The organism is Pantoea sp. X-Soil-TKNS-1279, assembly GCF_059730565.1.
The window spans coordinates 1,236,470-1,250,578 of sequence record NZ_AP035948.1; the positions used below are offsets into that span (position 1 = coordinate 1,236,470).

16 protein-coding genes are annotated in these 14,109 nt (G+C 54.3%); 4 read left to right on the forward strand and 12 right to left on the reverse strand.

Annotated features, from left to right (window positions below):
* Positions 1 to 14 precede the first annotated feature (14 nt).
* The 4 genes from AC6I8N_RS05695 (at position 15) to tatE (ending at position 3,023) form a co-directional block, all read left to right on the forward strand.
* Entirely contained in the window at positions 15 to 902 is an 888-nt protein-coding gene (locus AC6I8N_RS05695; RefSeq protein WP_021182358.1) for an ABC transporter substrate-binding protein, read from the forward strand.
* Complete coding sequence (locus AC6I8N_RS05700; protein WP_497830236.1) at positions 899 to 1,858, forward strand: amino acid ABC transporter permease; 960 nt, start codon at positions 899 to 901, stop codon at positions 1,856 to 1,858. The genes AC6I8N_RS05695 and AC6I8N_RS05700 overlap by 4 nt, the downstream gene beginning before the upstream one ends.
* Positions 1,855 to 2,625, forward strand: a complete 771-nt coding sequence (locus AC6I8N_RS05705) for an amino acid ABC transporter ATP-binding protein (protein ID WP_021182360.1) — start codon at positions 1,855 to 1,857, stop codon at positions 2,623 to 2,625. The genes AC6I8N_RS05700 and AC6I8N_RS05705 overlap by 4 nt, the downstream gene beginning before the upstream one ends.
* Positions 2,626 to 2,819: 194 nt before the next feature.
* On the forward strand, positions 2,820 to 3,023 hold the full coding sequence (gene tatE, locus AC6I8N_RS05710) for a twin-arginine translocase subunit TatE (protein WP_497830237.1): 204 nt from the start codon (positions 2,820 to 2,822) through the stop codon (positions 3,021 to 3,023).
* A gap of 101 nt (positions 3,024 to 3,124) precedes the next feature.
* On the opposite strand, the gene lipA is transcribed toward tatE, so the two are convergent.
* From lipA to lptE, 12 genes are all read right to left on the reverse strand, one after another.
* A complete protein-coding gene (lipA, locus tag AC6I8N_RS05715) occupies positions 3,125 to 4,090 on the reverse strand; it encodes a lipoyl synthase (protein ID WP_021182362.1) in 966 nt (321 codons plus the stop codon).
* 176 nt (positions 4,091 to 4,266) lie between these two features.
* On the reverse strand, positions 4,267 to 4,920 hold the full coding sequence (gene lipB, locus AC6I8N_RS05720; protein WP_021182363.1) for a lipoyl(octanoyl) transferase LipB: 654 nt from the start codon (positions 4,918 to 4,920) through the stop codon (positions 4,267 to 4,269).
* A gap of 69 nt (positions 4,921 to 4,989) precedes the next feature.
* Positions 4,990 to 5,253: a DUF493 family protein YbeD gene (ybeD, locus tag AC6I8N_RS05725; RefSeq protein WP_013508247.1), complete on the reverse strand. Its 264-nt coding sequence runs from the start codon at positions 5,251 to 5,253 to the stop codon at positions 4,990 to 4,992.
* A gap of 93 nt (positions 5,254 to 5,346) precedes the next feature.
* Positions 5,347 to 6,558, reverse strand: coding sequence for a D-alanyl-D-alanine carboxypeptidase DacA (gene dacA, locus AC6I8N_RS05730; RefSeq protein ID WP_021182364.1), 1,212 nt, complete (start codon positions 6,556 to 6,558; stop codon positions 5,347 to 5,349).
* Positions 6,559 to 6,685: 127 nt separating this feature from the next.
* On the reverse strand, positions 6,686 to 7,777 hold the full coding sequence (gene rlpA, locus AC6I8N_RS05735; RefSeq protein WP_021182365.1) for an endolytic peptidoglycan transglycosylase RlpA: 1,092 nt from the start codon (positions 7,775 to 7,777) through the stop codon (positions 6,686 to 6,688).
* Between the two features lie 10 nt (positions 7,778 to 7,787).
* Positions 7,788 to 8,900, reverse strand: a complete 1,113-nt coding sequence (mrdB, locus tag AC6I8N_RS05740; protein ID WP_036624753.1) for a peptidoglycan glycosyltransferase MrdB — start codon at positions 8,898 to 8,900, stop codon at positions 7,788 to 7,790.
* A gap of 8 nt (positions 8,901 to 8,908) precedes the next feature.
* The gene (gene mrdA, locus AC6I8N_RS05745) at positions 8,909 to 10,813 is read right to left on the reverse strand and encodes a peptidoglycan DD-transpeptidase MrdA (protein ID WP_021182367.1); all 1,905 of its coding nucleotides are present in this window, start codon (positions 10,811 to 10,813) and stop codon (positions 8,909 to 8,911) included.
* A gap of 33 nt (positions 10,814 to 10,846) precedes the next feature.
* Positions 10,847 to 11,317, reverse strand: a complete 471-nt coding sequence (rlmH, locus tag AC6I8N_RS05750) for a 23S rRNA (pseudouridine(1915)-N(3))-methyltransferase RlmH (protein WP_013508252.1) — start codon at positions 11,315 to 11,317, stop codon at positions 10,847 to 10,849.
* Between the two features lie 3 nt (positions 11,318 to 11,320).
* Positions 11,321 to 11,638: a ribosome silencing factor gene (gene rsfS, locus AC6I8N_RS05755; protein WP_036624423.1), complete on the reverse strand. Its 318-nt coding sequence runs from the start codon at positions 11,636 to 11,638 to the stop codon at positions 11,321 to 11,323.
* Positions 11,639 to 11,839: 201 nt separating this feature from the next.
* Positions 11,840 to 12,484 carry a nicotinate-nucleotide adenylyltransferase gene (gene nadD / locus AC6I8N_RS05760; protein ID WP_021182370.1) on the reverse strand — a complete coding sequence of 215 codons (645 nt, stop codon included), beginning with the start codon at positions 12,482 to 12,484 and terminating at the stop codon, positions 11,840 to 11,842.
* Complete coding sequence (gene holA / locus AC6I8N_RS05765; protein ID WP_021182371.1) at positions 12,477 to 13,508, reverse strand: DNA polymerase III subunit delta; 1,032 nt, start codon at positions 13,506 to 13,508, stop codon at positions 12,477 to 12,479. The genes nadD and holA overlap by 8 nt, the downstream gene beginning before the upstream one ends.
* The gene (gene lptE / locus AC6I8N_RS05770; protein ID WP_497830238.1) at positions 13,505 to 14,101 is read right to left on the reverse strand and encodes an LPS assembly lipoprotein LptE; all 597 of its coding nucleotides are present in this window, start codon (positions 14,099 to 14,101) and stop codon (positions 13,505 to 13,507) included. Before lptE ends, holA begins: the two co-directional genes overlap by 4 nt.
* Positions 14,102 to 14,109 lie beyond the last annotated feature (8 nt).

A 14,109-nucleotide genomic window follows, 5' to 3' on the forward strand; every position in this document is an offset into this window, starting at 1 on the left:
TGGGAAACTCGAGCATGAAAAAAATCACAACCGCAATCGCGCTGGCTTTAGGGCTGACGGCATCCTTCGCCCAGGCTGCTGACGCTATTCCAAGCCAAAAAGTGGATCAGGCGCTGCATGACCGTCTGCCTGCTGAGATTAAAAGCGCGGGCAAAATGATCGCCGTGAATAACGGATCTTTTCCTCCGTATGAGATCGTCAATGGCCCGCACTCAATGGACGGTGCATCTGCCGATCTTGCCAACGCGCTGGGTCAATTGCTCGGGGTGAAAATCGAACATGCGACCGTCAGCGGCCTGTCTGGCGTGCTGACCGGGATTAACTCTGGTCGTTACCAACTGGCGATTGGTCCGATTGGCGATTACCCGGACCGCCAGGAAAAAGTCGACTTTATCGATTTTGTGCAGGAGTTTGTGGTGTTCGGCGTGCAGAAAGGTAACCCGGCGAAGATCAATGGTCTGGAGGATACCTGCGGCAAGCGTATCGCGGTGATGGCGGCGGGGTCTGCTGAACAGGTGATCCGCAAGCAATCCGATGCCTGTGTGGCGGCGGGTAAACCGGCGGTTGTGGTGCAATCCTTTACCGATCAGCCTTCTTCGATCCTTGCTGTGCGTTCAAAACGTTCTGATGCCTTCTTCTCATCACAGGCACCGCTGACGTACTTCGTTGAGCAGGCGAATGGTCAGTTGGAGTTGTCCGGCAAAGGCCAGAAAAACGGCTTTGGCGATATCTTCCAGGGCACCGTTGTGCCGAAAGGTTCTGAGTTAGGTAACGTGGTGCTGGATGCCTATAAGGAGCTGTTCAGCAACGGGACTTATGCAGCCATCATGAAGAAGTGGAAGCTGGACGGAAACATGTTGCAGGCACCGGGGCGTAACCTGGCGAAAGGGGCGGCAAAATGAGTTTGAACACCAACGATTCGCGAGCCAGGGATAAGGCCGACGTGCAGCAGCGCGACGTGGCTTTTGCCCGCAGCGCGCCCACATATGGACGCTGGGTCTCATGGATTGTGGTGCTGGTGATCGCCTCCAACTTTCTCTGGCTGGTGGCGACCAACCCAAACTTTGAGTGGTCCGTGGTGTTGAAATGGTTCACGGAAGCCTCGGTATTGAAGGGGTTGCAGGTCACGCTTGGACTGACGGTGGTGTCGATGATCCTCGGCACGTTGTTGGGTCTGCTGTTGGCGGTGTGGCGTCTGTCGGAGAACAAACTGTTAAGCGGCATCTCATCGCTCTACATCTGGTTTTTCCGCGGTACGCCGTTGCTGGTGCAATTGATCTTTTGGTACAACCTGTCAACGTTGTTCCCGACGCTGTCGATTACCGTTCCCTGGACCGGGATTACCTTTGCCAGCTGGAACACCAATGATCTGATCACCCCGTTAACCGCAGCGATTGCCGGGCTGGCATTGAACGAAGCGGCCTATATGGCGGAGATCATTCGTGCTGGTTTACTGTCGGTGGATAACGGTCAGGTGGAAACCACCCAGGCCTTTGGTATGAGCCGGACGCGGGCACTGCGTCGCATCATTATTCCGCAGGCGATGCGTTCCATCATTCCACCGACCGGCAACCAGCTAATCAGCATGATCAAAGCTACCTCACTGGTGAGCGTGATTGCGATGGGCGATCTGCTTTATTCGGTGCAGGCGGTGTACAACCGTACCTTTGAAATCATTCCGATGCTGATGGTGGCGGTGATTTGGTATCTGATCATCACCTCGATTCTGAATGTCGGTCAGTCGGCGATCGAACGTTACTATGCTCGCGGAACCAAACGCACGGTGGTCGCGCCCAAACGCCGCGCACAGGGCGAGGATATCGGTCGTGGTGCCCTGGTGCAGAAGGAGGATGTATGAGTCACGTTCAGCCGCTGGTGCGCGCCCGCAATGTGCAGAAAAGTTATGGTGACAATGAGGTGCTGAAGGGCATCGACCTCGATGTGTTTCCGGGGGAAGTGGTGGTGATCCTCGGGCCGTCGGGTTCGGGTAAATCGACCTTTCTGCGCTGCATTAATCATCTGGAAGATATGAACGCCGGTTCAATCATGGTCGGTGAGGAACAAATTGGCTATGAGCTGAAGAAAGGCATTTTGCATCGCCTGTCGCCACGCAAGATTGCCCACCAGCGCCAGAAGATTGGCATGGTGTTTCAGCAGTTCAATCTTTACCCACATATGACGGTGTTGCAGAACATCATTGAAGCGCCGATTGGCGTGCACAAGTTTCCGCGTCAGCAAGCATTACAGCATGCCCGCGAGTTGCTGGCTACCGTGGGGTTAAGTGATAAAGCCGATGCCTGGCCGCGCCATCTGTCGGGTGGTCAGCAACAGCGTGTGGCGATTGCCCGTGCGTTGGCAATCAAACCCGCGCTGATGCTGTTTGATGAACCCACCTCGGCACTTGATCCTGAGCTGGTGGGTGAAGTACTGGCAACCATGCGCACGCTGGCGGATCAGGGGCTGACGATGATTGTCGTCACCCATGAAATTGGCTTTGCTCGTGAAGCCGCTGACCGGGTAGTATTTATGGACGGTGGCGTGGTGGTGGAGCAGGGCAGCCCGGAGCAAGTGATAGGTAATCCGCAGCACCCTCGTACCCAGGCGTTTTTGAGCCGTTTTATCTGATCAAGGATTGGGGACACCCTGTAGCGGTGCGATTTATCGCGCAATATCCGGTGTACGATTTATTGCGCGATAAATCGCGCCGCTACAAATGTGTGCCGTCCTGATCTTAATCTGTTACAGATTGCAGTTGAGCCGCTAAGCTTTCTGCGCGTAAATAACAGTCACCGTTTTTCGCTAAGGTTGAAAGGTTAATTATGGAAGGTATCAGTATTGCCAAACTGCTGATCATCGGTGCTCTCATCGTACTGCTCTTTGGCACCAACAAGTTACGTTCACTGGGTGGCGATCTGGGTTCCGCAATCAAAGGCTTCAAAAAAGCCATGAAAGATGATGAATCCACCGCAACCAAAAGCACTGCTGAAGAAGCATCAGCAGAACGTGTCACCCATAAAGAGTAATCTTTACGGCTAACGTCAATAAGTGTAAAAATTTATTACGTTATAAAAAAACCAGACTGTCGCCAGTCTGGTTTTTTGTTTTGTGTCGCGCCGCTACGAATTTACTTCACTTCCAATCCTTTAGCCTGCATGTCTGCATGGTAAGAGGAGCGCACAAACGGGCCACAGGCCGCGTGGGTGAAGCCCATTGCCATCGCTTCTTCTTTCATCTCATCAAACTCTGCCGGGCTGACATAACGCTGCACTGGCAGGTGGTGACGACTTGGTTGCAGATACTGACCCAGCGTCAGCATGGTGACGCCATGACGACGCAGATCGCGCATCACTTCAATGATTTCTGCATTGGTTTCGCCCAGACCGACCATCAGACCGGATTTGGTCGGCACGTTCGGATGCGCTTCTTTAAACCGTTCCAGCAGCTTGAGTGACCACTCGTAGTTCGCACCCGGACGCACCTGACGGTAGACGCGTGGCACGTTTTCCAGATTGTGGTTGAACACATCCGGTGGGGTGGCGGTAAGGATTTCCAGCGCACGATCCATGCGACCACGGAAATCGGGTACCAGAGTTTCAATCTTAATTGACGGGCTTTTTTCGCGAATAGCACTGATGCAGTCGGCGAAGTGCTGGGCACCGCCATCGCGCAGGTCATCGCGATCCACTGAGGTGATAACCACATAACGCAGCGCCATATCGGCGATGGTTTGTGCCAGTTTTACCGGCTCGTTGGCATCAGGGGCATTCGGGCGACCATGTGCCACGTCGCAGAACGGGCAGCGACGGGTACAGATAGCCCCAAGGATCATAAAGGTAGCGGTACCGTGGTTAAAACATTCTGCCAGGTTAGGGCAGGACGCCTCTTCACAGACCGAATGCAGGCCATTCTTACGCATCGCAGCCTTGATGCCCTGAATACGGCTGGAATCCGCAGGAAGTTTGATCTTCATCCACTCCGGCTTACGCAGAATCTCCTCGCGTTCGGTGACCACGGTTTTCACCGGAATCAGCGCCATTTTGTCGGCATCGCGATACTTGACGCCACGTTCCATCTGAATTGGTTTACTCATAAATCTGCAGGTTCCGGTCGGGATTGCGATTTGAAAGCTTCCTCACTCAAACTGAGAACCAGGCTTTCAACTTTATTTGAAAAAATTGCAAAAATTATATCATCTCGCAGCGCGGGAATCAGCCGCTGTGTATGCCGTTAGGTTACAAAATTGTAAATCCGCACTGACGGACAAGGTCAACCCGGCACATCGGCATTTAACCACTCACTTTGTGCAAAACCCGTCAAACGGGCAAAGTGTTGCACCAGGCGCGGTTGCACATCAGCGGTGGTCACGCCGGGCTGAAACTGTCCCAATTGCGCCATGCGCATCCCGGCATAACCACAAGGGTTGATACGCAGGAAGGGGGCCAAATCCATCGCCACATTCAGGGCCAGACCGTGGAAAGAGCACCCCTTACGGATGCGCAAACCGAGCGAACAAATCTTCTCTTCTCCAACGTATACGCCGGGTGCATCGGGGCGGGCGTGCGCGGTGACGCCGTAATCGCCGAGAGTGGCCACTACCGTCTCCTCCAGCGCCGTCACCAACTGGCGAACGCCTAGTTTGCGACGTTTAACATCAATCAGCACATACATCACCTGCTGACCTGGCCCGTGATACGTCACCTGACCACCACGGTCGCTCTGTACCACGGGAATATCGCCGGGCATCAGCAAATGTTCGGCTTTGCCTGCCTGACCCTGAGTAAACACCGGGTTGTGCTCCACCAGCCAGACTTCATCCGGGGTGTCACTGTCGCGTTGATCGGTAAAGCGGTGCATGGCGTCAGAAATGGGTTGCCAGTCGCGCTGACCCAGTTGACGAACAAGAAGCGTATTGGCTGACAAAACGAAGTCCGGTAGAGAAGTGAGAGGCAAAGTATAACGCTGGCAAAGAACCCTTTGCCAGCGTCAGCATTACAACACCATACGTACGATATCGATATTGCCCAGTTCTTCGTACAGGGTTTCAACCTGTTCAATGTGGGTGGCGATGATGGTGATGGAAACAGAGTGATAATTGCCTTTGCTGCTCGGCTTCACATCCGGCTTGTAGTCGCCAGGCGCATGACGCTGCACCACTTCAACCACTTGATCAACCAGCTCCGGTTGCGCCAGACCCATCACTTTATAGGTAAAGGGGGTAGGGAATTCGAGCAGTTCATTCAGTTTGGTTTTCATATTGACTCCGGTGCATAAAAACAGGCTCCCGCCGGGGCGGGAGCAATAATATTAACTTATATAGGGGCAAAGTGGCGTTTTTTCAATCGCGCCTTAGCCGAACCAGTGGTGGAACATCAGTTTGATGTAATCGATGATGCGACTGATGAAACCGCCTTCCTGGACTTCGTTCAGCACCACCAGCGGGCGCTGTTCAATGGTTTTACCATCCAGCTGGAAGTTGATGCTGCCCACCACCTGGTTTTTCTGCAACGGTGCGTGCAGCTCGGTGTTGTTCAGCACGTAGCTGGCTTTCAGATCTTTCATACGGCCACGCGGAATGGTCAGATAAGCATCTTTTTCCACACCAAGCTGGACGCGATCGCTGTTGCCGAACCATACCGGCTCGGAGGCAAACTCTTTACCGGCTTTCAACGGTGCGACGGTTTCAAAGAAACGGAAGCCCCAGGTCAGCAGCTTTTTGCTTTCGGTTTCACGGCCTTTGTAGGTATGACCTCCCATCACCGCAGAGATCAGACGCATCTGGCCTTCGGTGGCAGATGCCACCAGGTTATAACCCGCCGCATCGGTATGGCCGGTTTTGATGCCGTCAACGTTCAGGCTGGTATCCCACAGCAAGCCGTTACGGTTCAACTGACGGATGTTGTTAAAGGTGAACTCTTTTTCGTGGTAAACCGCGTATTCATCGGGTACGTCACGAATCAGCGCCTGACCAATCAGCGCCATATCGCGGGCTGAGCTGTACTGGCCGTCTGCATCCAGGCCGTGCACGGTCTGGAAGTGGGTGTTTTTCAGACCCAACGCCTGAACGTAGTTGTTCATCAGGTTAACAAACGCATCCTGGCTACCGGCGACATAATCCGCCATCGCCACGCAAGCATCGTTACCGGATTGCAACACAATACCGCGCGTCAGCTGCGAAACCGGTACGCGATCGCCCGGTTTCAGGAACATCAGTGAAGAACCTTTAAACACCGGGTTGCCGGTGGCCCAGGCATCTTTACCCACGGTGACGATGTCATCCTGATGGATTTTGCCTGCTTTTACCGCCTGACCAATGACATAGCTGGTCATCATTTTGGTGAGACTGGCCGGGTCGCGGCGTGCATCGGCGTTCTTCTCGGCCAGCACTTTGCCCGAGTTATAGTCGATCAGCACATAGGCTTCAGCATCAATGTCCGGCACGCCCGGAATCATGGTTTTGAGGTTTACATCATCCGCGAAGGCGGCATGGCTGAGAGAGAGGGCGACCAGTGATCCCACTGTCAGGCGTTTCAGAAAACGAGAAGGTTTCAGCGTATTCATGTTCAGGACTACAACATCCGTGGGTTTAGAGTGAAAAAAGTGCCTTACTATAGCAAACACCTGATCTGGCGGCATCTTGCTTTGCAAAACTGTTGTAACCAGGCATAACTATGCCTGGTGGGTATTATCACATTCCGTTACGGGAAGTGGTGATAAAAGAACTCATTTGTGCTTCGTTGCTCAGACGCTGTTGCAGCGCTGCCGCTTCGGTACGGGTTTTAAAGCCACCCAGTTGCACGCGATAAACGTTACCGTTGGCTTCAACGAAACCCTGTACGCCAAAACGGTGACCCAGGCTGGCGGCTAATTGGTGCGCGCGGGCGGAATCATTGAGGGCGCCGACCTGCACCACATAACTGCCTGCGCTTGCCGGTGCGGATGAGGCCGCTACCGGTGCCGCGGCAGCAGGGGCTGGGGTCGGTGTTGCGACCGTCGGTTGCGGTTCGCTGCCTTCCAGCACGCCACTGGCTAGTGGCTGAGGTGCGCCAAGGAAACCGTTACTGTGAACGGGCGCACCCATGTTGTCACTGCTTTGCAGGGTGTTGTTATCGACCGCACGGACATCCTGCGCGGGCGGTGCGCTGACTGCGCTGGTGCTTCCGCCCATCATCACCGTACCGCCACCCAATTCTGGGCGAGCGGGCAAGGCGTAGCTCTGCTTCGCTACCGTCGTGCCGATGGTGCCAGGACCGGACAGCGTGCCATCCGGTGCGACATTGATATAGTCAACGCGAACGCGGGTATTGTTCGAGATGTTCAGACGGTCAGCGGCGGCGCGTGACAAGTCGATAATGCGCCCTGGGGTATATGGCCCGCGATCATTGACGCGCACGACGATTTGGCGACCATTCGCCAGGTTAGTAACACGCACGTAGCTTGGCAGCGGCAGAGTTGGATGCGCGGCGGTCATGGCGTCAGGATCAAAAGTTTCACCGATCGCAGTCCGATTGCCTTTGGCTTCATCACCGTAGGAGGTGGCTAAACCAACTTCGCTGAAGTTAGCGGGGTTTTTAACGATACGATAGCTTTTGCCATTGACGCTGTAATCCTGACTGGTCGACGGATTAATCGGTTCATAGCGTGGTTCCACCCCAGGAATTTCAACCACCGGGCCATTGTAGGCCGGTTGTGGTGGGGCGGTATTCTGCGGTTCCTCCTGGGAGGAACAGGCAGCCAATACCAATGATGCCAGAGCAATCCCAAGCCAGTCCTTACGCATGTGCAGCCTCTTAAACGCTTTTAGATAACATTTTTCGATGAGTATGGATCGACATCACAATGCCAAATCCGGCCATTAATACAATCAATGCCGATCCGCCGTAGCTGACCAGGGGCAGCGGTACGCCAACCACCGGTAAGATACCACTAACCATACCAATGTTAACGAAAACATAAACGAATAAAATCAACATCAAACCACCAGCCATCACGCGACCAAAAGTGGTTTGTGCCCGCGCAGCGATAACTAATCCGCGCATAATCAGCAGCAAATAAAGCACCAGCAGGACCAATACGCCAACCAGCCCCAATTCTTCAGCCAGGACGGCAAAAATAAAGTCGGTATGGCGTTCCGGTAAAAACTCCAGCTGTGACTGGGTGCCATGCAACCAGCCTTTACCGCGCAGTCCACCGGAGCCGATGGCAATTTTGGACTGGATAATATGGTAACCGGCCCCCAGGGGATCGCTTTCCGGATTGAGCAACATCATCACGCGTGCGCGCTGATAATCATGCATCAGGAAGAACCACAGCACCGGGATGAAGGCTGCCACCAGTACAACGGCGACGCCAATCAATTTCCAGCTCATGCCCGACAGGAACAACACGAACAAACCAGAAGCCGCGACCAGAATTGAGGTGCCGAGGTCCGGTTGCGCCGCGACCAGCAGCGTCGGGGCGAAAATCAGGATCAGAGCGATACCGGTATTCTTCAGGGTTGGGGGACACACATCGCGGTTGATAAAGCGTGCCACCATCAACGGCACCGCGATTTTGGCGATCTCTGAGGGCTGAAAGCGTACCACACCCAGATCCAACCAGCGTTGTGCCCCTTTACTGATCTGTCCAAAGGCATCCACCGCAATCAGCAAGATGACGCAAACAATATAGAGATAGGGTGCCCAACTCTCGTAAACGCGGGGGGGGACCTGGGCCAGCACAATCATGATCACCAGCCCCATGACAATCTGGCCGATTTTACGCTCCATCATGCCCGGGTCCTGACCACTGGCACTCCAGATAACGATGGCGCTGTAAGTCAGCAAGCCGAGGATCACCAGCATAAAAAGTGGGTCAATATGGATGCGCATCCAGATTGATCTTTTCTGCGGGCTATCATTCATGGACATTGTTAATCACCTTCATAACCAGGTGGCGTCGGCGCTGCTTCTGGCAGCACCGTATTGTTATCGCCTAACATAATGTGGTCGAGAATCTGGCGCATCACCGAACCGACAGCCGGGCCTGCGCCGCCATTCTCCAGAATCATGGTGACGGCTACGCGCGGTTTATCGTAAGGGGCAAAGGCGGCCATTAGTTTGTGATCGCGCAGATGCTCAGCAATTTTGTGTGCGTTATAGGTTTCGTTCGCTTTCAGACCGAAAACCTGCGCCGTACCGGATTTAGCCGCAATCTTATACGGCGCGTCGGCAAAACTTTTATGCGCAGTGCCGTTTGGGCGATTGGCTACGCCAAACATCCCATCTTTAGCAATCTCCCAGTAGCCGGAGTGAATATCACCAATCGGCTCATCCGGGGCCTGGCGATACGGCACCATAGTGTGACCTTCACGGGTGGCACGCAGCAGATGCGGCACTTTGATCACGCCATCGTTAATCAGAATCATCAGCGCTTTGTTCATCTGCACCGGCGTTGCGGTCCAGTAACCCTGACCAATGCCGACCGGGATAGTATCGCCCTGATACCAGGGTTTCTTAAAGCGCTTCAGCTTCCAATCTCGTGTCGGCATGTTACCGGGACTTTCCTGCGGCAGGTCAATACCGGTGCGATGGCCGTAGCCAAATTTGGTCATCCACTCTGACAGGCGATCGATGCCCATATCATAGGCGACCTGATAGAAGAAGGTATCGGCGGACTCTTCCAGCGCTTTGGTGACGTTAAGACGCCCGTGTCCCCATTTTTTCCAGTCACGATAGCGCTTTTCCGAACCCGGCAACTGCCACCAGCCGGGGTCAAACAGGCTGGTATTGCGATTGATCACCCCGGCACTGAGCGCCGAAACCGCGACATAGGGTTTCACCGTTGAGGCTGGCGGATAAGCGGCCTGTAACGCGCGGTTGTACAGCGGGCGGTTTTCGTCATTAAGCAATGACTTGTAATCTGCGCTGGAGATGCCTTCAACAAACAGGTTCGGGTCATAGCTTGGCGTTGAAACCAGCGCCAGCAGTTCACCGGTACGTGGATCGCTGACCACAACTGCCGCTCGGCTTCCGGCCAGCAGCGTTTCGATGTACTGCTGCAATTTCAGGTCAATGGTGAGGTAGATATCTCGCCCGGCCTGCGGCGATTGTTCATGCAACTGGCGAATCACACGGCCACGGTTGTTGACTTCAACTTCTTCATAGCCGGTGGTGCCGTGCAATACGTCTTCGTAATAGTTCTCGATACCTAACTTGCCTATATCGTGGGTAGCGGCATAGTTCGGCCATTTGCCTTCCTGATCGAGGCGGGCAACATCGCGGTCGTTAATTTTTGAAACATAACCGACGACATGGGTGAGCGTCTGACCATAGGGATAGTAACGGCGCTGATAGCCTTTTACTTCTACGCCAGGAAAACGATATTGGTTAACGGCAAAGCGGGCCACCTGCACATCACTGAGCGCAGTTTTTACCGGGATCGAGGTAAAACGACGTGACCGTTTCCGCTCTTTCTCAAAAGCATCGAGATCGTCATCGGTGAGGTCGAGTATCGGTCGCAGATCCTGCAACGTTTGTTTCAGGTTATCGACTTTTTCCGGCACCAGTTCAGCCTGATAAATGGTGCGGTTCAGTGCAAGGGGAACACCGTTACGATCGAAGATAATGCCGCGACTCGGTGCGACCGGTACCAACTTGATACGGTTGTCATTGGAACGGGTACTGTAATCGGCAAAACGCAAAATTTGCAGGTGGTACAAATTGACCACCAAGATGCCTGAAAGCAGGAAGATGCCGAAAAAGGCGACTAAAGCACGTCGGACAAACAGTTTTTGTTCGGCTGTGTAATCGCGAAAGGCGTTGGTTTGTAATTTCATCCGCTGTGTTTAATATCCGGTGTGGCCTGGTGTTTATTCACGATGATAAGGATGATTGGCGGTAATGCTCCAGGCTCGGTACAGGCTTTCAGCCACCAGCACACGCACCAACGGATGCGGCAGCGTCAGTGCCGACAACGACCAGCTCTGCTCTGCCGCTGCCTTACAGGCCGGTGCCAAACCTTCTGGCCCGCCAATCAACAGGCTGACATCGCGCCCATCCTGTTTCCAGCGTTCCAGCTGTTGTGCCAGCTGTGGGGTTTCCCACGGCTGTCCGGGTATATCCAGGGTCACAATACGGTTGCCTTTCCCTACGGCAGCCAACATCGCTTCACCTTCTTTTTCCAGAATGCGTTTGATGTCGGCATTTTTGCCGCGTTTGCCTGCTGTCACTTCTGTCAATTCCAGCGGCATATCTTTCGGGAAACGGCGCAGATACTCGGTAAATCCGGTCTGAACCCAGTCGGGCATTTTGGTCCCGACGGCCACAAGCTGCAGTTTCACCGCTTAGCTCCAGAGCTTTTCCAGCTCATACAGCTGGCGACTCTCTTCCTGCATAACATGCACAATCACGTCGCCGAGATCGACAACCACCCAATCGGCGGCAGCTTTCCCTTCCACGCCCAACGGCGCCAGCCCGGCAGCGCGTGACTCCTGCATCACATGGTCAGCGATGGAGGTCACATGGCGGGTTGACGTGCCTGTGCAGATAATCATGCAATCGGTGATGCTGGATTTGCCCTGAACGTCGAGTGCGACGATGTCCTGGCCTTTGAGATCATCAATCTTATCAATAACGAATTCTTGGAGTGCTTTACCTTGCAAAAGGTTCCCCTCAAAACAGGTGATTACGGGCAGGCTGAATGCCCTGGAAACGCAGCCAAAATATGAAGCGGCGCAGTATAGCATGTCGCGATCGGTCGGCGAAATATAGATATATTCCGCCCATCTTTCAGGTTGTCGGAAGATACGTGGCGAATATTCTCCCGGCCCAGACAGGGCGGGAATACCCGGCGTCAACCTGAATTATTCAAGGTATAAGCCAGCACGATCGATATAGTTGATGACCGATGCAGGCAATAAATCCGTACAGGAAACGCCCAGATGACGGCGTTGCCGAATTTCTGTGGCTGAAATGTCGAAAAGCGGCGTATCGGCCAGCCAGATATGGCCAGCCGGAAGACGATGCAGTTGTTGCACATCGCGGGCGAGATGCTGATCCAGCCACTGTTGCATCTCAGGGGTGTCCATCTGCGTCGCATAGCCAGGACGCTTGCACACCAGCAAATGACACAGCGACAACAAGTCCTGCCAGCGGTGCCATTTGGATAACGTTAGCAGAGAATCCTGACCGATGATAAATCCGAGAGGCTGCTGCGCTCCGCGTTCCGCACGTAATGCTTCCAGCGTTGCTACTGTCCATGACGGTGTGTCGCGTTCCAGTTCGCGCGTATCAATGTCAAACAAGGGTCGGTCAGCGATTGCACAGCGTAACATTTCAACGCGTTGCCGGGCGCTGGCTTGTGGTTGTGGGCGATGGGGGGGAACATTGTTCGGCAGCAGGGTGACTTTTTTCAGGCCGATCTGCTGCGCCAGCGCTTCAACCGGATGCAGATGCCCAAAGTGGATCGGATCAAAGGTGCCGCCAAACAGGGCATAAAGTTCAGACATCAGCAAAACTCATCGGGAAATCGCGGTGACATAGCAGCAGGGATAAGGTTTCCAGCTGCGGCCACAGATTTTGACCGTAATCCTGTTTCATCGACAGCTCAATCTCCGCCAGCAGATGAATAGCACGTTGCAGACGGCGCGCATCCAGCCGTTGTAACGCCTCCATAAACAACGCCCGCCGATTCTGCCAGATACGCTGTTGATCCATCAGGGTACGCAACGCTTGTTGCGCCTGATGGCGTTGCAAATGCAGCAACGTCAGCAGATCACGTTGCAGACTGCGCAGCAGAATCACCACTTCGCTGTCTTCTTTCTCCAACTGATGCAGGATGTGCAGGGCGCGTTTACTTTTGCCAGCCAGCAGCGCATCTACCCAGTGAAACGGGGTAAAGTGTGCGGCATCGTTCACTGCTTCTTCCACGCGAGGTAGCGTCAGCTTGCCATCCGGCCATAATAACGACAGCCGTTCCAGTGCCTGCGCCAGTGCCAGCAGATTGCCTTCATAACAGTAGCAAAGCAGTTGGATGGCGGCGTCGTCCACCTGAAGCTTCATCGCTTTAGCGCGATTCATCACCCAACGCGGCAACTGGGCCTGCTCGGGCGTCTGGCAGGGCACCAGCACTGCCTGAGCGCTCAGGGCTTTAAACCAGGCGCTGTTTTCCTGCGCTTTAGTCAGTTTTGCCATACGCAGCACCAGCAAAATATCGCTGTGCAACAGGCTGGCAAGTTTGACCAACTGTTCGGCCATCGCCGCATTCGGGCCATTATCTGGGAACAGCAGAGTTAAAGTCTGGCGTTGGGTAAACAGGCTGAGTGACTGACAGCTGGCGAACAAATCGTCCCAACTGGTGTGCGCATCCAGCGCCACGCTGAAATGCTCTTCAAATCCCTGAGTCGTCGACGCCGCTCGAATGGCGTCGGCGCTCTCCTGAATCAGCAGCGGTTCATTGCCGGTGAGAAAATAACAGGCGCGCAGCCCCTCACGGAGCTGCGCGCTGAGTTGTTCAGGATAGATCCTGATCATTGCAGACTGGTAGCTGACGAGGAGGGCACTTCCGGTGATTCTCCAGGGACAATGACCTCAGGTTCTGGCAGCGTGTCTTTTTGGCTTTCCTGTGCGGCATGCACCACCAGCAGCTTACGTACCAGTTGCTCGGCTGCACGTTGACGCATCTCCTGTAGGATCTTGTCCTGCTCGGCATCCTTCGCCAGTGCGGCATTCGGGTTGTCGAAGAACGAACGATACACCGTGGTGCTGATCGGGTAGATCCCTTTGCCTGGCAGCAATACCTGCGCGGTGACGGTCATCACCAGCGAGTATTCCGCGGTGGTCCCGCTAATGAACACCGATGCGGTATCACGGCCCTGGCGTTCTGCACCCAGACGCAGCGTCGGAATAGTGGCGCGTGCATCTTTGGTGTCATCAACAATGCGCACATTATTCAGACGCAACTGCTGACGAACGGTTCGAGCCAGTGGACCATAGGGATCGCCGGTAGAGACGATCAACGTTTTCATTTCCGCGGGTATTTGTGTCGTACCACGCGGATGAAAACCACAGCCAGCGGTGATCATCACCGCCAGCAGGACAAACAGCCTGATAATCAGTTGTCGCACAGTTCCTC